Here is an 18015-nt window from a genome sequence, read left to right on the forward strand (position 1 = left end):
GGCGTGTCGTCGCCGGACGCGACGGCCGGCAGGGCCCGGGCGAGGCCGGGCGCTCCCGCGGGCTCGACGGCGACTCCCTGCGGCGGCACGGCGGCGCCCAGCGCGGCGCGACTCTGCGCCCCCTCGGCGGCGGTCACCACGGCACCCTCGGCGGGCCGGCCACGGCGGCGCCCGGTGGGCTCCACACGTCCCGCGGGGTCGAGGACCCCGGCGGCACCGGCCGTTGCGACGACGACGGCGTCGGCGGCCGCGTTCTGCTGGGCCGGGATCATCTCGGCCGGAGCGGGGGCCTCTCCCGTACGCGCACGGCGGCGCCCACTGGGCTCGACGCCCGCCCGGCTTTCACCCTGGGGCGCGACCGCGCTCTCCAGGAAGGCGTCGGTGGAACCGCGCCGGGCCCGCCGCCGCCCACCACCGGAGGTGTCCGATCCGGAGGCCGGCACCGGGACGGCGTCCGCACCGGCGACGGCACCGGCACCAGCGACGGCGCTGGAATCGGCACGCGCGCCGACCCCGGAGCCCACACCCGCACCCACACCTGTACCCGTACCCGGGCTCGTGCTCGTCCCCGTGCCGGACGAGGTGGCCTGGGCGGGCAGGGCGAGGGCCTCACGGCCGCCGCCACCGCCCTCCGGCGCGTCGTTCCGCGGCGGGGCCGGGACGGTGCCGCGCCCGGCGCCGAGCGGCACTTCGAGGACGTACGCGCCGCCGCTCGTGCCCGGCACCTCGTGGGTCTGCACGACACCGCCGTGGGCCGCCACGATGCCGCGCACGACGGGCCCGTGGACCGGGTCGCCGCCCGCGTACGGGCCGCGGACCTCGATGCGTACGACGTCACCGCGCTGTGCGGCCGCGACGACGATCGTCGAGTCGGCGGCCACGGTGCCCTGGGCGTTGGTCCGGTTCTTGCCGGTGGCGTCGACGCCGGCGACGTCCGCGACGAGGTGCGAGAGCGCGGTCGCGAGCCGGACCGGGTCGATCTCGGCCTCGATCGGCGGCGCGTGCACCGCGAACTGCGCGCGGCCGGGCCCGATCAGCTCGACGGCCCCGTCGATGCCGGCGGTGACGACCCCGTCGAGGAGCGCGACCCGCTTCTCCAGCTCCTCCGCACCCGCGTCGAGGCGCTGGTAGCCCAGGACGTTGTCCACGAGCGCCGTCATCCGGGCGTACCCGGCGGCGAGGTGGTGCAGCACCTGGTTGGCCTCGGGCCACAGCTGCCCGGCGTCGTCGGCGGCGAGGGTGCCGAGCTGGGTCCGCAGCTCCTCCAGGGGGCCGCGCAGCGACTCGGCGAGGACCGCCGTCAGCTGCTCGTGCCGGGCGGCCAGCGAGGCGTACAGCTCCTGCTGCGCCTCCCGCTCGGCCGCGTGCCGCTCGGCACGGTCGGCGAGCTCGGCGGCGTGCTGCTCGGCGAGCTCCTCGTACGGCCTGCGGTCGGTGAAGGTCATCACCGCGCCGACGAGCTGGTCCCCGTCCCGCACCGGAGCGGTCGTCAGGTCGACCGGCACCCGGTCGCCCTTCTTCGCCCACAGGACCTGCCCGCGGACCCGGTGCTTCCGGCCGGACTTGAGCGTGTCGGCGAGCGGCGACTCCTCGTACGGGAACGGCTCGCCGTCCGCGCGCTTCGCGAGGATCAGCGGGTGCAGCTCCCGGCCGCCGAGCTCGCCGGCGCGGTAGCCGAGGATCTGCGCGGCGGCGGGGTTGACCAGGACGACCCGGCCGTCGGTGTCCGTGCCGACCACGCCCTCGGCCGCGGCGCGCAGGATCATCTCGGTCTGGCGCTGCGAGCGGGCGAGTTCGGCCTCGGTGTCGAGGGTGCCGGTGAGGTCCCGCACGACGAGCATGAGCAGCTCGTCGCCGGTGTAGCCGCCGTACGAGTCGTAGGCCTCGCGGCCGTCCTCCAGGCTGGCGCTGGTCACCTCGACGGCGAACTCGCTGCCGTCGGTGCGGCGGGCGATCATCCGGGTCGGCTTGGTACGGCCCCGCTCGTCGGTGCCCTCGGGGCGGCGCATGGAGCCGGGGATGAGGCGCGAGTCGAAGCCGGGCAGCAGATCGAGCAGGCCGCGGCCGACGAGCGCGGTACCGGGCGTCTCGAACATGCCGAGGGCGATCGTGTTGGCGTTGACGACCGTGCCGTTGCAGTTGACGAGCACGAGGCCGTCGGGAAGGGCGTCGAGTATCGCTGCGAGGCGAGCAGCGCCTCGGGATGGCCTGCTGCTCACGACGACGCTTCCTCCCAGACCCACTGCACGTGCTTGCCCATCGACCGCGGCCCCATCTTGCCCCTCGGGCCGCAGCCTGTCACTGAGGGGAGTCTAAGGGAGCCTCCGGGCGTCATCCCCGGACGATCGGAAGGACCGGCTCCAGGTTCGCCCAGCGGTCGATCTCGCAGCCGTTCGCGCGGGAGAACCGGGCGTCGACTTTTCGGCCCTGCCAGGTGCCCGTGACGTGCGCGAGCGCGGACCCGCCGTACACCTGCGTACAGAGCGCGTCCTGCGGCACCGACTTGAACGGGTCCGCCCCCTCCTTCGCCAGCTGCTCCAGCCGCTTGCAGGCGTCCTCCGCCGCCGGATGGTTCCCCTCGGCCCGCCCGTCGCACGTCAGCTCGAACGTGCCGTCCGCCGCCGGATACCCGCTCTTCTCGACCGTCACCGTCAGCGTTTCCGGCCCCGAAAGCAGCGGCAGCGGCGGCAGCGGCCCCCACCCGGCCGTCCCGGCGGCGGTGGCGAGGGTCGCGAGGACGAGGCTGCGCAGCATTCGGATCTCCCGGAAACGAGGTGACGACACACGCGGACGCACGCGCGCCCACCCCCTCTAACGCTCCCGCCGCCGCCGCGTTGCGCAACCGGGTTGCTCCGTGCGGACGCAACCCGGGCTCTCCCCGCGGACCCACGCCACGACCCACCCCGGGGCTTTGCCCTGAACCCCCCGTGCCTAGTACGGTGAGAATCGATTGGTGACACCCGGTTCGTCTGTGTCATCATCTGCACGCACCACCGCGCATGCGCGGTGTGCGAGGAGGCGTCGCCTAGTCCGGTCTATGGCGCCGCACTGCTAATGCGGTTTGGGCCTTCAAGCCCATCGAGGGTTCAAATCCCTCCGCCTCCGCCCCCACCGAAGCCCCGGCCCCCAAGGCCGGGGCTTCGGCCGTTTCCACCCCACCCACTCCCCCCATGTGACCCCGGTCTCTTTCCGCCCCATTCCCGCCCCCCAACCCCCCTCACCACCCCCACTCCCCCCTCCACCCCACCCCGCCCCATCCCCACGTTTTCGCAGGTCACAACGGGTGCGGGGAATGGATTTCACATGGCGGCGGCAGTCATGTAATGTTCTTCCTGTCGCCGCGAGCGGGTCGAAAGACCGGGGAGCAAAGACAAAAACTAAAAACAAGCACTCGTAGCTTAACGGATAGAGCATCTGACTACGGATCAGAAGGTTGCAGGTTCGAATCCTGCCGAGTGCACACAGATCAGAGGCCCCCTGGACATCGTCCAGGGGGCCTCTGTCATCGGCAGGTGACATCAACGTCCTGCCGCTCGTACGGGGATCGACTCAGAAGCCGCTGCAGGTAGCTGCCGCCGATGGCCCTGAAGCGGTGGCCGTCTTCGGCGAGTCGTTGTCTACGGTCACCGAGCACGTGGCCGTACGCCAGTGCAGACGACCAGTGCGCTGGCGTCTTCGGTGAGGAAGAGCATGAAGACCCATGCTCGATCGGCGGCTGTGATCTGCCCGAGGCGCGCCGGCTGGTCGTGCTGGCCGAGGAGCTGCACCGCTCGTTCCAGCCCCAGAGTCTCAGTGCCCTTCCGCCGTGTGAGCCGAAGTCGGCGCGCATAGATCAGGGCTAGCCGCTCTGCGGGAACGGTCCCGTCCCACACGACATGGGTAGCGCGGCGTCGTTACCAGCCAGCAGCCGTACCAACCGATGCTGTTCCAATGTCACCCCCGCCGGGATCCTGCGGTACAGCAACTCCGTACCGCAACCCCAGCAACCGGCCCCGCCCGATAGTGCCTCTCCAGGGCCTCAGCAGGTTCGAATCCTGCCGAGTGCACAGTGACAAGAGGCCCGGACGAGAGTCCGGGCCTTTTGCGTTGTTCGGGTGGGGTGGGGGAGGGAGGCCCCGTGGAGGGGGGCGGTGGGCGGGGTCAGGCGGGGGTCTTGGTGGGGGTGGACGGGTGGCGCAGGGCGTGGCGGCGGCGGGTGGGGACGCCGAGGGTGGGGTTGGCGACGCTCCAGGCGGCGGACTTGCAGATGAATTCCTTGTAGCGGGCGGCGAGGCGGCCGGTGAGGGCGGCGCTGACCGCGCGGTCGTCGGCGGTGACGTACTGGATGAGGCCTTCGCGGCGGCCGAGCGAGATGCACTGGTTGAAGTAGCGCGGGGCGGTCTTCGGGAGCTTGCCGCCGGTGAGGCGGGCGGCGATGGCGTCGGCCGCCTGCCAGGCCATGGGGGAGCCCGACGCGCAGGACATGCGCAGCGGCTTGCCGCCGGGGCCCATGGCGTGGGCGGCGTCGCCGACGGCGTACACGTCGGGGTGGGAGACCGAGCGCATGGTCTCGTCGACGATGATGCGGCCGGTCTCGGTGACGTCGAGGGTGGTGGCGCGGGCGATGGGGTGGACCGCGAAGCCGGTGGTCCAGACGGTGACGGCGGCGGGCACGGGGCCGTCGGTGGTGGTGACCCGGTCGGCCTCGACACCGGTGACGGAGGTGTTCTCGTGCGCGGTGATGCCGAGGCGGTCGAAGACCTTCCGCACGTGCTGCCGGCCCTTGGGTGAGAGCCAGTCGCCGAGGCCGCCGCGGGCGGCGAGGGCGACGTCGAGGTCGGGGCGGGCCTCGGCGATCTCGGTCGCGGCCTCCAGGCCGGTGAGGCCGCCGCCGACGACGACCACGGACTGTCCGGCCTCCAGGGCGGCCAGGCGGTCGCGCAGCCGGAGCGCTCCGGGGCGGCTGGAGATCTCGTGGGCGTGCTCGGCGGTGCCGGGGGCGCCCTGGGTGTCCCAGCCGCTGCCGAGGGCGTAGACGAGGGTGTCGTACTCCAGCTCCTCGGCGCCGCCCGGGGCGGTGACGGTGACGGTGCGGCGCTCGGCGTCGACGGCGGTCACCGTCGCGAGCTTCAGTTCGACGCCGGTGCCCGCGAACATCTCGCCGAACGGCCGGGGCTTGAGGTCCTGGCCGACCGCCAGCTGGTGCAGCCGGACGCGCTCGACGAAGTCGGGCTCGGGGTTCACCAGGGTGATGGCGACGTCCTCGCGGTGCAGCTGCTTGGCGAGGCGCCCGGCGGCGATGGCTCCGGTGTAGCCGGCTCCGAGGACGATGATGCGGTGCTGCTGCATGTGACTGCTCCTGTCTCGCTCGCTGTTTCGACCCTTGAACCGGGCAGCCCGTCGATTCCTGACAGGTGGCGAGTGTGAAGCAGGTCACATAGCGGTGAGGGGTGTCAGAAGGCGGCTTCCATCAGGGGCGCGCCGTGGTCGGAGGCCGCCCAGATCCTCGTCGCGCGGTCGAGCTTGTCGGGGTTGACCTGGTTGCGGAAGGCGATGATGCCGTCGGGGCCGACCTCCAGGCACATGATGCCGACGACCCGGCCGTCGAGGACCGCGACGACGGCGGGGGCGCCGTTGGCCGTCGTGGCGTAGACGTCGGGCGAGCCGCCGATGATGGTGCGCTTGGCGGTGCTCGGCTTGAACAGGCCGCGCAGGAACGTCGCGACCGCGAGGGCGCCCTCGAACGCCCTGGCGCGGGCCGGGACCTTGCCGCCGCCGTCGCCGATCGCGACGGCGTCCGCGGTGAGCAGCCGGACGAGCGGCTCGGTCTTGCCGGTGGTGGCGGCCGCGAGGAACTCCTCGACGATCCGCCGGGCCTCGTCGTCGCTGATCTCGGTGCGGGTCTTGCCGGCGGCGACGTGCTTCTTGGCGCGGTGGAAGATCTGCTGGCAGGAGGTCTCGGTGATGTCGAGGATCTCGGCGATCTCCCGGTGCGGGTAGTCGAACGCCTCCCGCAGCACGTACACCGCGCGCTCGTTGGGGGACAGGCGCTCCATGACGGCGAGGACCGCGTACGACACCGATTCGCGCTGCTCGGCGGTGTCGGCGGGACCGAGCATCGGGTCGCCGGAGAGCAGTGGCTCGGGCAGCCACTCGCCCACGTAGGTCTCGCGCCGGGCGCGGGCCGAGGTGAGCTGGTTGAGGCACAGGTTGGTGAGGACTTTCGTCAGCCAGGCCTCGGGTACCTCGATGCGGTCGACTTCGGTGGCCTGCCAGCGCAGGAAGGTGTCCTGCACGGCGTCCTCGGCCTCGCTCGCGGAGCCGAGGAGGCGGTAGGCGATGGCCTCCAGCCGGGGCCGGGAGGCCTCGAACCGGTCGACGTCGTTCATGGTCAGAGGCATGGTTCGGATTTTAGTCCGAGTGCCCCGCTCGGCAAGGTTCCCCTTTTGGGTGAACCTGTCTGATTTGCATGTCAGTTGAATATGCCGTCGGCCTAGCTTGCGAGGCGGAGGTGATGATCGATGGACGCGATCGACATCGATGACTTGGTACGGGTGGCCACCGGGGCCCGGCTGCGGCGGCTGACCGCGCCGGACGGTTCGTACTGGTTCCCCGTCGCGGACGTGGCGAAGCGGCTGGGGTACGCCGGGTCCCGGGAGGCGCTGCGAAGCGCGGTGCTGCCGGCGACGTGCCTGGCTTCCGCGCGGGAGCTGGCCGGCGGCACCGGGATACTCGCCCGGTGCGGCATCCGGGCCTCGGCCCGGATGGTGAGCCTCCAGGGGCTCGTCCAGCTCGTCGGGGGCTGCCGGAGACCCGAGGCCGGGCCGTTCCGGGCGTGGGCGGCGGAGATGGTGGCGGCGGTCCAGCGGGACGGCGGCTACCGGCTCGAACACTCGCCGGTGGACGCCGGGTTCGTGCTGCCGCCGGACCTCGTCGACGTCCTCGTACGACTGGAAGGGCGGTTCGACGAACGGGCGGCCGCCTGTGCCGAGTTCGCCGAGTTCGCCGAGTACGCGGAGCTGCTGCGCGCGACCCGGTGCAGCCTCTCAAGGGTCGCCGACTCCCTTGAGCGGCTCGCCGTTCCGCGCCAGCGCACCTCGGACTCCGTCGTCGAGCTCACCCCTCAGGAGCTCGTCGAGTCCTGGGCGATCACAGGGGACGTGCTGACCGTCGCCACCTGCCTCGCGCCCGCGCTCGTCCGGGGCGGAGTCCGCTACCGGGCCCAGGACGTCACCCGCAGCACCGGCCTCTCCGGAGAGCGCGTACGGGACTGCGTACGGCTCCTCATCGAGCGCGGCTGCATGCGGGAGGTCGGCGGCCCCGACCCGGACGGGGCCCGGATCTACGTCCTGCCGTGAACCGCCCGGGAGGGGAGGGGGAGGCGAAGAGAAGGGAAGAGAGGGGCCGGGAGGGGCCGGGGGAGCGTTGCCCGAGACTGGATACCGGGACGAGGGCCCGGGTGCCGCGCCCCGATGATCGGGCGACCGGGGAGGGTGTGAGGAGGTGCGGGCCGTGGAGTGGCGGTGTCGGGGGCTGGGCTGGGCCGGTGGGGTGCCGGGGCTGCGGTGGCGGGGCGGGAAGGTGAGCGCGCTCGGATACGGGCAGGAGCTCGCGTTCCGGGCCGTGGGTGTGCGGCGGTGCCCGGGGGCGCGGGGGAACCCGTGCCCGCTGGAGGCCGTGGTGCCGGGGCGGGCCACGGGTGGGCGGTGCCCGGAGTGCGCGCGGCTCGACCGGGCCCATTCGGTCGCCGCGGACACCGTCGCCGACGATCCGCAGCCGTACCGCGTCTACCTGGCGTGGTTCGGGCCCGGGATGACCAAGGTCGGCATCACGGCGGAGGCCCGGGGTGAGGCGCGGCTCCTGGAGCAGGGGGCCGTCACGTTCAGCTGGCTCGGCCGCGGCCCGCTGATGGCGGCACGGCGCACCGAGGAGGTGCTGCGGCAGGCCCTCGGGGTGCCGGACCGGGTGGCGTACGAGCGGAAGCGGGCCGTGCGGCACGCGCTGCCGCTCGCCGGTGAGCGCGCCCGCGAGGTGGGGGAACTGCACCGGCGGGCCGGGGGCGTCGGCGGGTGGGCGGAGACCCTGGAGCCGCTGGAGTTCGCTCCGCGCGACCATGCCGGTGCGTTCCACCTGGACGGGCTGCCGCCGCTCGCCGGCACGGTCGCCGAACTGGTCGACGGCGGCGTCGTCACCGGCCGGTTGCTCGCCGCCGCCGGCCCCGACCTGCACCTCCTGGCCCCGGACGGGCGCTGCCTCGCCCTCGACACCCGGGTCATGGGCGGCTGGGTCCTGGAGGCCGCCGGGGCGGGGGAGGGCTTCTCGGTGCCGGTGACGGCGGCGGCGGTTCCGGTGCTCGGGAACGCCCAGGAGGGGCTGTTCTGAGCCCCGTGGCGCCCTTCGTAAAGTCTTGGATCCCTTTCGCCGGGTGCCGTGGACATCCCGCGGCCACCCCGGCGAGGGTGATCACATGACCCCGAAACTGGTGGCGGGCCTCGAACCGCCCTACTACACCGCTGTGTTCACTTCCGTCCGTCCCGACGCCCCCGAGGGCTACGCCGAGACCGCCGTCCGGATGCAGGAGATCGTCCGGGAGGTCCCCGGTTTCCTCGGCTACGAGTCGGCCCGTACCCCCGGCGGCATCGGCATCACCGTGGCCTACTTCCGCGATCTGGAGGCGCTCGACGCCTGGCGCCTCGACACCGAGCACCAGGCGGCCAAGGCACACGGGCGGGAGCACTGGTACGAGAGCTACAGCGTCCACATCGGCAAGGTCGAGCGGAGCTACGGCTTTGAGCGCGAGTGAGACGGAGGCGTTGCTGCGGCGGCTCGGGATCCCCGGGCTCGTGGACGTGCACACGCACTTCATGCCGCAGAACGTCCTCGACAAGGTGTGGGCGTACTTCGACGCCGTCGGTCCGCTGACCGGCATGGAGTGGCCCATCACCTACCGCGAGGAGGAGGAACGGCGGCTCGCGCTCCTGCGCGGGTTCGGCGCGATCGCCTTCACGGCGATGCTCTACCCGCACAAGCCCGGCATGGCCGCCTGGCTGAACTCCTGGGCCGCCGACTTCGCCGCCCGCACCCCCGACTGCCTGCACACCGCGACCCTCTTTCCCGAGCCGGGGGTGAACAAGTACGTCCACCAGGCGCTCGACGCCGGGGCGCGGGTCTTCAAGGTGCACCTCCAGGTGGGCGGGTTCGACCCGACGGACATCGCGCTCGACAGTTCGTGGGGAGCCCTCGCCGACAGCGGCACCCCCGTCGTCGTGCACTGCGGCTCCGGGCCGACCCCGGGGAACTTCACCGGGCCGGGGCCGATGTGGCGGCTGCTCGCCCGGCACCCGAGGCTGCGGGTGATCGTCGCGCACATGGGGATGCCGGAGTACGGCGACTTCCTGAACCTGGCGCAGCGGTACGAGGGCGTCCGTCTGGACACCACCATGGCCTTCACCGACTTCAGCGAGCGGCTCGCGCCGTTCCCGGTGGCCGAGCACAAGCGGCTGCTCGACCTCGGCGACCGTATCCTCCTCGGCTCGGACTTCCCGAACATCCCGTATCCGTACGTCCACCAGCTCGACGCCCTGGAACGGCTCGGGCTCGGGGACGACTGGCTCCGGCGGGTCCTGTACGAGAACGGGGCCGCGTTGTTTCACGTGAAACCCCCGTCGCCCGTCGTCTGAGGCCTTTCTCAGGGAATTCACAGGAAAGGGAAAGGGGGATCTCAGCGGCGCCGGACAGCGTGGGTGCCATGACCGTGACCACGCGAAGCACCAGCGCCGGCGTCGGCACCCGTGCCGACATGCTCCGTGCCGACGGCACCGCCGTCCGCGTCCTCGTCGTCGACGACGAGGCCTCGCTCTCCGAGCTGCTCTCCATGGCCCTGCGCTACGAGGGCTGGCAGGTCCGCAGCGCGGGGGACGGGGCCGCGGCCCTGCGGACCGCGCGCGCGTTCCGGCCCGATGTGGTGATCCTCGACATCATGCTGCCCGACGTCGACGGGCTGAGCCTGCTCGGCCGGATCCGGCGTGAACTGCCCGACGTACCGGTGCTGTTCCTGACGGCGAAGGACGCCGTCGAGGACCGGATCGCCGGGCTCACGGCGGGCGGCGACGACTACGTCACCAAGCCCTTCAGCCTGGAGGAGGTGGTGGCCCGGCTGCGCGGACTCATCCGCAGGTCGGGGGCCGCGCAGGCGCGCAGCGAGTCGCTGCTCACCGTCGGGGACCTCACCCTCGACGAGGACAGCCACGAGGTCACCCGGGGTGGGGACTCGATCCATCTCACCGCCACCGAGTTCGAGCTGCTGCGCTACCTCATGCGCAATCCGCGCCGGGTCCTCAGCAAGGCGCAGATCCTGGACCGGGTCTGGTCGTACGACTTCGGCGGCCAGGCCAACGTCGTCGAGCTCTACATCTCCTACCTCCGCCGGAAGATCGACCTGGGCCGGTCCCCGATGATCCACACCCGGCGCGGGGCCGGTTATCTCATCAAGCCGGGGGAGTAGCCCCCGTGCGCGGACGACGTGGGCGGCCCTGGTCGCTGCGGACCCGGCTCGTCGTGTCGGCGGTCGCGCTGATCGCGGTCGTCGCGGCGGTGATCGGGACGGTGACGACGATCGCGTTCCGGTCGTACCTGTACGACCAGGCCGATGAGCAGGTGCGGGCCGTCTCGAACCGGGCCGCCGGGCCGCCGGCCGCCATGCCCGCGCCCGATCCGGCGCGGGACCGCGAGCCGCTCGCCTTCGTCGTCGGGCCGGGCGTGCCGAGCGGCACGCTCGGCGCCGTGCTCACGGGCGGAGTGGTCTCCTCCGCCGGATACCAGGCGGAGGCCGACGACAGCGGCGTGTACGGCCCCAAGTTCCGCGTCAAGGAGCTCGACGCGGCCCAGCGGGCCGCGCTCGCCGCCGTCCCCCGGGACAGCCGGCCGCACACCGTCGAGCTGCCCGGCGGCCTCGGCTCGTACCGCGTCGAATACGCCGCGGGGGCCCACGGCGAGTTCCTCACCGGCATACCGCTCGCGGAGGTGGAGGACGCCCTGTCCACCCTCGTGCTCGTCGAGCTGAGCGTCACCGGCGCCGGGCTCGTCGCGGCCTCGCTCGCCGGGACGGTGCTCGTGCGGGTGGCGCTGCGCCCGCTGCGGCGGGTCGCCATCACGGCCCGTCAGGTCGCCCGGCTGCCGCTGCACAGCGGCGAGGTGGCGCTGCACCAGCGCGTCCCGGACGCGGAGGCCGATCCGCGGACCGAGGTCGGGCAGGTCGGCGCGGCCCTGAACCGGATGCTCGACCACGTCCACTCGGCCCTCGACGCCCGCCAGCAGAGCGAGACCAGGGTGCGGCAGTTCGTCGCCGACGCCAGCCACGAACTGCGCACCCCGCTCGCCTCGATCCGGGGGTACGCCGAGCTCACCCGGCGCGGCCGGGAGGAGTGCGGGCCCGACACCCGGCACGCGCTGGGCAGGATCGAGTCCGAGGCGACCCGGATGACGGGCCTGGTGGAGGACCTGCTGCTGCTCGCCCGGCTCGACGCCGGGCGCCCGCTCTCGTACGAGACGACCGACCTCGTCCCGCTCGTCGTGGACGCGGTGAGCGACGCCCGTGCCGCCGGGTCCGAGCACCACTGGCGCCTCGAACTGCCCACGGACGCAGGGGACACCGCGGCCGTACGGGCCGACGGCGCCCGGCTCCAGCAGGTCCTGGTCAACCTCCTCGCCAACGCCCGTACCCACACCCCGCCCGGTACGAAGGTCACCGCCCGGGTTCGTACGGGTGGCTCGGCGGTGTTGGTCGAGATCGAGGACGACGGCCCCGGCATCCCGCCGGACCTGCTGCCCACGGTCTTCGAGCGTTTCGCGCGCGGCGACGCCTCCCGTTCCCGGCACGCCGGATCCACCGGTCTCGGGCTCGCCATCGTGCGCGCGGTCGTCCACGCGCACGGCGGCGACGTGGGCGTCGAAAGCCTCCCGGGGCGCACCGTGTTCGCGGTGCGCCTGCCCGCGGCCGAGGACTCACAGGCGGGGCACAGGCTCATCACACAGGCGTGACAGCGGCCCCGGCGAATGTCGGTGCCATGCGAACCACAACGATCGCGGTACCCGGGTCCGCGGCCTCCGGAAGGCCTGACGGACGGTCCGAGGAAAGGCCCGGCGGAACGTCCGGCGGAAGGGCCGACGCCCTGCCCGCCAGGGAGCACCTGCCGGTGAGCGCCGCCGGACGGCCCGTCCTGGACGTGGTGATCCCCGTCTACAACGAGGAGAAGGACCTGGAGCCGTGCGTCCGCCGGCTCCACGAGCACCTCCTCAGGACCTTCCCGTACGGCTTCCGCATCACCGTCGCCGACAACGCCTCCACCGACACGACCCCCGAGGTCGCCGCGGCCCTCGCCGCGGAGGTGCCCGAGGTGCGCTCCGTACGGCTTGAGCAGAAGGGGCGCGGCCGGGCGCTGCGGACGGTGTGGTCGGGCTCGGACGCGCCCGTCCTCGCCTACATGGACGTCGACCTGTCGACGGACCTGAACGCGCTGCTCCCGCTGGTCGCGCCGCTCATCTCGGGCCACTCCGACCTGGCGATCGGCTCCCGGCTCGCCCGCTCCTCGCGGGTGGTGCGCGGGCCGAAGCGCGAATTCGTCTCGCGGGCGTACAACCTGATCCTGCGCGGCTCGCTCGCCGCCCGGTTCTCCGACGCGCAGTGCGGATTCAAGGCGATCCGGCGGGAGGTCGCCGAGCGGCTCCTCCCGATGGTCGAGGACACCGGCTGGTTCTTCGACACCGAGATGCTGGTCCTCGCCGAGCGGGCCGGGCTGCGCATCCACGAGGTGCCGGTCGACTGGGTCGACGACCCCGACTCGACCGTGCACATCGTGAAGACGGCGACCGACGACCTGAAGGGCGTGCTGCGGGTCGGGCGGGCGCTCGCGACCGGTTCGCTGCCGTTGGACCGGCTCGCCCGGCCCTTCGGCGACGACCCCCGGGACCGCGACCTGAGCGGTGTGCCGGGCGGGCTCGCGCGCCAGCTGGTCGGCTTCTGCGTGGTCGGCGTGCTGTCCACGCTGTTCTACCTGGCGCTGTACTCGGCCTTCCGGCTGGGCCTGGGCCCGCAACTCGCCAACGCCGGCGCGCTCCTCGTCTCGGCCGTCGCCAACACGGCGGCCAACCGGCGCCTCACCTTCGGGGTGCGGGGCCGGGACCGGGCGGTGCGCCACCAGGCTCAGGGGCTCGTGGTCTTCGCCATCGGACTGGCCCTGACCAGCGGTTCGCTCGCGGCGCTCGGCGCGGCGACGGGCGATCCGGCGCACTCCACGGAGCTCGCCGTCCTGATCGTCGCCAACCTCGCGGCGACCGTCCTGCGCTTCCTCCTCTTCCGGCTCTGGGTCTTCCCCGACCGGCCCACCTCGCAGACCTCGACGACCTCGGCAAGGAACGAACGATGACCACCCTGTCCCCGACGGCCCCGGCGGCCCGTGCCGCGACCGGGAGCGGCCGGCTCGCCCGCCTGTGGCGCGGGCGCGCCGAGGACGCCCCCTGGGTCCGACCCGCCTTCCTCGGCCTGCTCGTCGCCACCACGCTGCTGTACCTGTGGAACCTGAGCGCCTCCGGGTACGCCAACTCCTTCTACTCCGCGGCCGTCCAGGCGGGTGGCGAGAGCTGGAAGGCGTTCTTCTTCGGCTCCCTCGACGCGGCCAACGCCATCACCGTCGACAAGCCGCCGGCCGCGCTGTGGCCGATGGCGCTCTCCGTCCGCCTCTTCGGGCTCGGCTCCTGGCAGATCCTCGTGCCCGAGGTGCTCATGGGCGTGGGGACGGTCGCGGTGCTCTACGCGGCCGTCCGGCGCCGCTTCGGTGCCGGTGCGGGTCTGATCGCGGGGGCGGTCCTCGCGCTGACGCCGGTCGCCGCGCTGATGTTCCGCTTCAACAACCCGGACGCGCTGCTCGCGCTGCTCATGACGGTCGCCGTGTACTGCGTGCTGCGCGCCCTGGAGCAGGAGAAGGGCGCGAAGTGGCTGGTGTGGGCGGGGGTGGCCTTCGGGTTCGCGTTCCTCGCGAAGACCCTCCAGGCCTTCCTGATCCTGCCGCCGCTCGCCCTCGTGTACGGGGTGTGCGCGCCGGGCGCGCTCGGCCGCCGGATCGGCCGACTGGCCCTCGCCGGGCTCGCGGTGCTCGTCTCGGCGGGCTGGTGGGTGGCGCTGGTCGAGCTGTGGCCTGCGTCCTCGCGCCCGTACGTCGGAGGCTCGCAGAACAACAGCTTCCTTGAGCTGACCTTCGGCTACAACGGCCTCGGCCGCATCAACGGCAACGAGACCGGCAGCGTCGGCGGTGGTGGCCGCGGCGGCGGGCAGGGCGGCGGATGGGGCGAGACCGGGATCGGCCGGATGTTCGGCGACTCGATCGGCGGTCAGATCTCCTGGCTGCTCCCGGCCGCGCTGATCCTGCTGGTCGCGGGCCTCGTCGTCACTTGGCGGGCGCCCCGGACCGACACGGCCCGCTCGGCGTTCCTGGCGTGGGGCGGCTCGCTCCTGATCACCCTCGCCGTCTTCAGCTTCATGGCCGGCATCTTCCACGAGTACTACACGGTGGCCCTGGCCCCGTACGTCGCCGCGCTCGTCGGCATGGGCGCGGCCGTGCTGTGGGAGGAGCGCACCCGGTGGTTCGCCTCGGCGGCGCTCTCCGTGACGGTGGCGGCCACGGCCTGGTGGGGCTGGACGCTCCTCGGCCGCACCCCGGACTGGCTGCCGTGGCTGCGGTGGACGGTCCTGGTCTCGGGCGCGGTGGCCGCGCTCGGGCTGCTGTGCGCGGGCCGCACCGACCGCCGCCTCGGGCTCGCGGTGGCGGGCCTCGGCCTGGTCTCCGGGCTCGCGGGCCCCTTCGCGTACACGCTGGAGACGGTGAACGCCGGACACCAGGGCTCGATCGTCACGGCGGGCCCCGCGGGTGCGGCGATGGGCGGTCGCGGCCCGGGCGGCGGCCGGATGTTCGAGGACGGCGGGATGATCCCGCCGGGCGGCCAGGCCGGTCAGATGCCTGGTGGTCAGGACGGTCAGATGCCCGGCGGCCAGATGCCCGGCGGCCAGATGCCTGGTGGTCAGATCCCCGGTCGTCAGACCCCCGGTGGTCAGGGGCAGGGGCGGGGGATGCCCGCAGGAACCCCGCCCCAGGGGATGGCCCAGGGCGAGCGCCCCGGCCCCGGCGGCGGCATGGGCGGCCTCCTCAACGGCGCCAGTGTCGGCACGGAGGCGAAGACCGCCCTCCTCGCGGACGCCGACGCGTACACCTGGGTCGCGGCCACGGTCGGCGCGCAGAACGCCGCCAGTTACCAGCTCGCCACGGAGAAGCCGGTCATGGCGATCGGCGGCTTCAACGGCAGCGACCCGTCCCCGACGCTCGCCCAGTTCAAGCAGTACGTCGCCGAGGGCCGGATCCACTACTTCATCGGAAGCGGTGAGGGCGGCGGTCAAGGCGGTGAGGACGGCGGCCGCATGGGCGGCGGTCCCGGTGGGGGCAACTCCGAGATCTCCGCGTGGGTCGCGGAGACGTTCGAGCAGACCACGATCGGCGGCGCCACCTTCTACGACCTGACGCAGGAGAAGTAGCCCCGGGACATAACTCCTATACACCGTACGAGACTCCTTGTACGGTGTACGAGACTCACCCCCGTACACCGTATAGGAGCCCCGTCCCATGACAGCTACCGGCGGACATCCGCAGCGCTGGCTGATCCTCGGCGTCATCTGCCTCGCCCAGCTCACCGTGCTGCTCGACAACACCGTGCTCAGCGTCGCCATCCCCTCGCTGACCTCCGAACTCCACGCGTCCACCACCGACATCCAGTGGATGATCAACGCCTACTCGCTCGTCCAGTCCGGCCTGCTGCTCAGCGCGGGCAACGCCGCCGACCGCTACGGCCGCAAGAAGATGCTCGCCATCGGCCTGGCGCTCTTCGGCCTCGGCTCGCTCGCCGCCGGCCTCGCCGACTCCACCACGCAGCTGATCGCCGCCCGCGCGGGCATGGGCGTCGGCGGCGCGCTCCTCATGACCACCACGCTCGCCGTCGTCATGCAGATCTTCGACGACTCCGAGCGGGTCAAGGCCATCGCGCTCTGGTCGACCGTCGCCTCGCTCGGCTTCGCCGGCGGCCCGCTGATCGGCGGGGTGATCCTGAACCACTTCTGGTGGGGAATGATCTTCCTGATCAACATCCCGGTCGCCGTCGTCGCGCTCGTCGCCGTCCTCAAGCTGGTCCCCGAGTCCAAGAACCCCCAGGGCGAGCGCCCCGACCTGCTCGGCGCGCTGCTCTCCACCGTCGGCATGACCGCCGTCGTGTACGCGATCATCAGCGGCCCCGAGCACGGCTGGCTCTCCACCGAGGTCCTGGTCCCGGCCGCCGTCGGCGTCGCCGGCCTCGGCGCCTTCGCCCTGTGGGAGCTGCGCACCCCGTACCCGATGCTCGACATGCACTTCTTCCGCAACCAGAAGTTCGTCGGCGCCATCGGCGGCTCGATCCTGGTCGTCTTCGGCATGGGCGGCTCGCTCTTCCTGCTGACCCAGCACCTCCAGTTCGTGCTCGGGTACGAACCCCTGGAGGCGGGGCTGCGGATGGCGCCGCTGGCGCTGACGATCGTCGGCCTCAACCTGACCGGCGTCGGCCCGCGGATCGTCATGAAGCTCGGCACCCCGCCCACCGTCGTCGTCGGCATGACCCTGGTGGCCGCCGGCCTCACCTCGATCTCGCTGCTCGGCGGCGGCACGGACGGCGGTTACGCGGGCATGCTCCTCGGTCTGGTCCTGATGGGCGGCGGCATCGCCGTCTCCTCCCCGGCCATGGCCAACGCGATCATGAGCTCGATCCCGCCGGAGAAGGCCGGTGTGGGGGCCGGGATCAACGGCACCCTCGCCGAGTTCGGCAACGGCCTCGGCGTCGCCGTCCTCGGAGCCGTGCTCAACGCCCGCTTCGCCGCGCTCGTCGCCGTCACCGCGACCTCGCTCCCGGCCGCCCTGGCCGCCGCCGGCGGCGAGGCCGAGCGCCGGGAGATCTCCGACGCGTTCGCCTCCGGCCTCCAGACCAGCCAGCTGGTCGGCGCCGTCGCCGTCTTCGTCGGCGGCCTGGTCGCCGGTGCCCTCCTCCACCGGGCCGAGCGCGTGGAGAAGGCCGCGGCCGAGCGCGCGGAGAAGGCCGCGGGCGCCGAGAAGCCGGTCGCTGCCTAGCATGGTGACGGACCGCTGACAGACGGAGGAACGCGATGGTCAAGGCAGCCGATCGGGCCAAGAACCCGGCGCGTTCCAGCGTCTGGCTGGAGAACAGGGCCGCCCGCGGCGGCGGCGGCCCCGCCGGGCTCGACCGGGACCGGATCGTCGCCGCCTCGATCCGGATGCTCGACGAGGAGGGCCTGGCCAAGCTGTCGATGCGCAAGCTCGCCACCGAGCTGAACGTCACCGCGATGTCCCTGTACTGGTACGTGGACACCAAGGACGACATCCTCGAGTACGCCATGGACAGCGTGTACGGGGAGATCGACCTCGCGGCGGTCGACGCCGCCGGCGACTGGCGGGACCGGATCCGTCTGCTCGCCCTGGACTACCGGCGGATGCTGGTCCGCCACGCCTGGATGTCGCCGAGCGTCGGCCAGTACCTGAACATCGGCCCGAACTCGATCGCCGTCGGCCAGAAGATCCACGACACGGTCGCGGAGACCGGCCTGTCGCTGGACCGCCGGCCGAGCGCGATGTCGGCGGTCTTCCAGTTCGTGTACGGCTACGGGACGGTCGAGTCCCAGTTCGGCCGGCGGGCCGCGGAGGCCGGCATGTCGCAGGACGAGTTCTACGTGGACTCGGTGAACGCCTTCCGGAACGACCCGGACCTCACGAAGCGGGTCGAGGGCCTGAAGGAGATCCTGGACGAACGGACCTCGCACGACAGCCTCAGCGTCATCTGGGACCGCGACTTCGACTACGCGCTGGACGTCCTGATCGCCGGCATCGAGGTCATGGTCGCGCGCGAGGCCCCAGGCAGCTGACGGCGGACCTGACGCCGGACATGACGGCGGACCTG

Annotated in this window: 14 protein-coding genes and 2 tRNA genes; 12 read left to right on the top strand and 4 right to left on the bottom strand. The window is 72.8% G+C overall.

Annotation, left to right across the window (positions count from 1 at the left end; all coding sequences use genetic code 11):
- On the bottom strand, positions 1-2219 hold a 2219-nt coding region (locus tag MRBLMG1_RS25780; protein WP_367826503.1), incomplete at its 3' end, for a PAS domain-containing protein.
- Positions 2220-2331: 112 nt separating this feature from the next.
- Positions 2332-2754 (bottom strand): SSI family serine proteinase inhibitor, encoded by a 423-nt coding sequence (locus MRBLMG1_RS25785; RefSeq protein ID WP_367826504.1) that lies wholly within the window; start codon positions 2752-2754, stop codon positions 2332-2334.
- Positions 2755-3014: 260 nt separating this feature from the next.
- On the opposite strand from MRBLMG1_RS25785, the gene MRBLMG1_RS25790 reads away from it, so the two are divergent.
- Both MRBLMG1_RS25790 and MRBLMG1_RS25795 read left to right on the top strand, forming a co-directional pair.
- A tRNA-Ser gene (locus MRBLMG1_RS25790) sits at positions 3015-3105 on the top strand.
- 282 nt (positions 3106-3387) lie between these two features.
- Positions 3388-3460: transfer RNA gene (locus tag MRBLMG1_RS25795), tRNA-Arg, on the top strand.
- Between the two features lie 680 nt (positions 3461-4140).
- Here the strand turns inward: MRBLMG1_RS25795 and MRBLMG1_RS25800 are convergent.
- Entirely contained in the window at positions 4141-5328 is a 1188-nt protein-coding gene (locus MRBLMG1_RS25800; protein WP_367826505.1) for an NAD(P)/FAD-dependent oxidoreductase, read from the bottom strand.
- A gap of 104 nt (positions 5329-5432) precedes the next feature.
- Positions 5433-6380 (bottom strand): RNA polymerase sigma factor SigJ, encoded by a 948-nt coding sequence (gene sigJ, locus MRBLMG1_RS25805; protein ID WP_367826506.1) that lies wholly within the window; start codon positions 6378-6380, stop codon positions 5433-5435.
- Between the two features lie 120 nt (positions 6381-6500).
- Between sigJ and MRBLMG1_RS25810 the strand changes: the two genes are divergently transcribed.
- The 10 genes from MRBLMG1_RS25810 (at position 6501) to MRBLMG1_RS25855 (ending at position 17980) form a co-directional block, all read left to right on the top strand.
- Positions 6501-7337 carry a BRO family protein gene (locus MRBLMG1_RS25810; RefSeq protein WP_367826507.1) on the top strand — a complete coding sequence of 279 codons (837 nt, stop codon included), beginning with the start codon at positions 6501-6503 and terminating at the stop codon, positions 7335-7337.
- Between the two features lie 154 nt (positions 7338-7491).
- Positions 7492-8361: a DUF2797 domain-containing protein gene (locus MRBLMG1_RS25815; RefSeq protein WP_367826508.1), complete on the top strand. Its 870-nt coding sequence runs from the start codon at positions 7492-7494 to the stop codon at positions 8359-8361.
- 85 nt (positions 8362-8446) lie between these two features.
- The gene (locus MRBLMG1_RS25820) at positions 8447-8782 is read left to right on the top strand and encodes an antibiotic biosynthesis monooxygenase family protein (RefSeq protein WP_367826509.1); all 336 of its coding nucleotides are present in this window, start codon (positions 8447-8449) and stop codon (positions 8780-8782) included.
- Positions 8769-9659: an amidohydrolase family protein gene (locus MRBLMG1_RS25825; protein ID WP_367826510.1), complete on the top strand. Its 891-nt coding sequence runs from the start codon at positions 8769-8771 to the stop codon at positions 9657-9659. The genes MRBLMG1_RS25820 and MRBLMG1_RS25825 overlap by 14 nt, the downstream gene beginning before the upstream one ends.
- A 68-nt stretch (positions 9660-9727) precedes the next feature.
- On the top strand, positions 9728-10483 hold the full coding sequence (locus tag MRBLMG1_RS25830; RefSeq protein WP_367826511.1) for a response regulator transcription factor: 756 nt from the start codon (positions 9728-9730) through the stop codon (positions 10481-10483).
- A 5-nt stretch (positions 10484-10488) separates the two neighbouring features.
- Complete coding sequence (locus MRBLMG1_RS25835) at positions 10489-12018, top strand: sensor histidine kinase (RefSeq protein WP_367826512.1); 1530 nt, start codon at positions 10489-10491, stop codon at positions 12016-12018.
- The gene (locus MRBLMG1_RS25840; RefSeq protein WP_367826513.1) at positions 12015-13403 is read left to right on the top strand and encodes a glycosyltransferase; all 1389 of its coding nucleotides are present in this window, start codon (positions 12015-12017) and stop codon (positions 13401-13403) included. The genes MRBLMG1_RS25835 and MRBLMG1_RS25840 overlap by 4 nt, the downstream gene beginning before the upstream one ends.
- A complete protein-coding gene (locus MRBLMG1_RS25845; protein ID WP_367826514.1) occupies positions 13400-15559 on the top strand; it encodes a glycosyltransferase family 39 protein in 2160 nt (719 codons plus the stop codon). Before MRBLMG1_RS25840 ends, MRBLMG1_RS25845 begins: the two co-directional genes overlap by 4 nt.
- A gap of 88 nt (positions 15560-15647) precedes the next feature.
- On the top strand, positions 15648-17171 hold the full coding sequence (locus tag MRBLMG1_RS25850) for an MFS transporter (RefSeq protein WP_367826515.1): 1524 nt from the start codon (positions 15648-15650) through the stop codon (positions 17169-17171).
- A gap of 35 nt (positions 17172-17206) precedes the next feature.
- Complete coding sequence (locus MRBLMG1_RS25855; protein ID WP_367826516.1) at positions 17207-17980, top strand: TetR/AcrR family transcriptional regulator; 774 nt, start codon at positions 17207-17209, stop codon at positions 17978-17980.
- Positions 17981-18015: the final 35 nt, after the last annotated feature.

Origin of the sequence: Streptomyces sp. LMG1-1-1.1 (assembly GCF_040815545.1) — a bacterium.
GTDB lineage: Bacteria > Actinomycetota > Actinomycetes > Streptomycetales > Streptomycetaceae > Streptomyces.

What these genes read in the sequence shown, in the direction of transcription:
- MRBLMG1_RS25855 (WP_367826516.1), top strand. Translation starts at nt 17,207, where the DNA reads ATGGTCAAGGCAGCCGATCGGGCCAAGAACCCGGCGCGTTCCAGCGTC.
- sigJ (WP_367826506.1), bottom strand. Translation starts at nt 6,380, where the DNA reads ATGCCTCTGACCATGAACGACGTCGACCGGTTCGAGGCCTCCCGGCCC.
- MRBLMG1_RS25800 (WP_367826505.1), bottom strand. Translation starts at nt 5,328, where the DNA reads ATGCAGCAGCACCGCATCATCGTCCTCGGAGCCGGCTACACCGGAGCC.
- MRBLMG1_RS25785 (WP_367826504.1), bottom strand. Translation starts at nt 2,754, where the DNA reads ATGCTGCGCAGCCTCGTCCTCGCGACCCTCGCCACCGCCGCCGGGACG.
- MRBLMG1_RS25845 (WP_367826514.1), top strand. Translation starts at nt 13,400, where the DNA reads ATGACCACCCTGTCCCCGACGGCCCCGGCGGCCCGTGCCGCGACCGGG.
- MRBLMG1_RS25820 (WP_367826509.1), top strand. Translation starts at nt 8,447, where the DNA reads ATGACCCCGAAACTGGTGGCGGGCCTCGAACCGCCCTACTACACCGCT.
- MRBLMG1_RS25830 (WP_367826511.1), top strand. Translation starts at nt 9,728, where the DNA reads ATGACCGTGACCACGCGAAGCACCAGCGCCGGCGTCGGCACCCGTGCC.
- MRBLMG1_RS25850 (WP_367826515.1), top strand. Translation starts at nt 15,648, where the DNA reads ATGACAGCTACCGGCGGACATCCGCAGCGCTGGCTGATCCTCGGCGTC.
- MRBLMG1_RS25810 (WP_367826507.1), top strand. Translation starts at nt 6,501, where the DNA reads ATGGACGCGATCGACATCGATGACTTGGTACGGGTGGCCACCGGGGCC.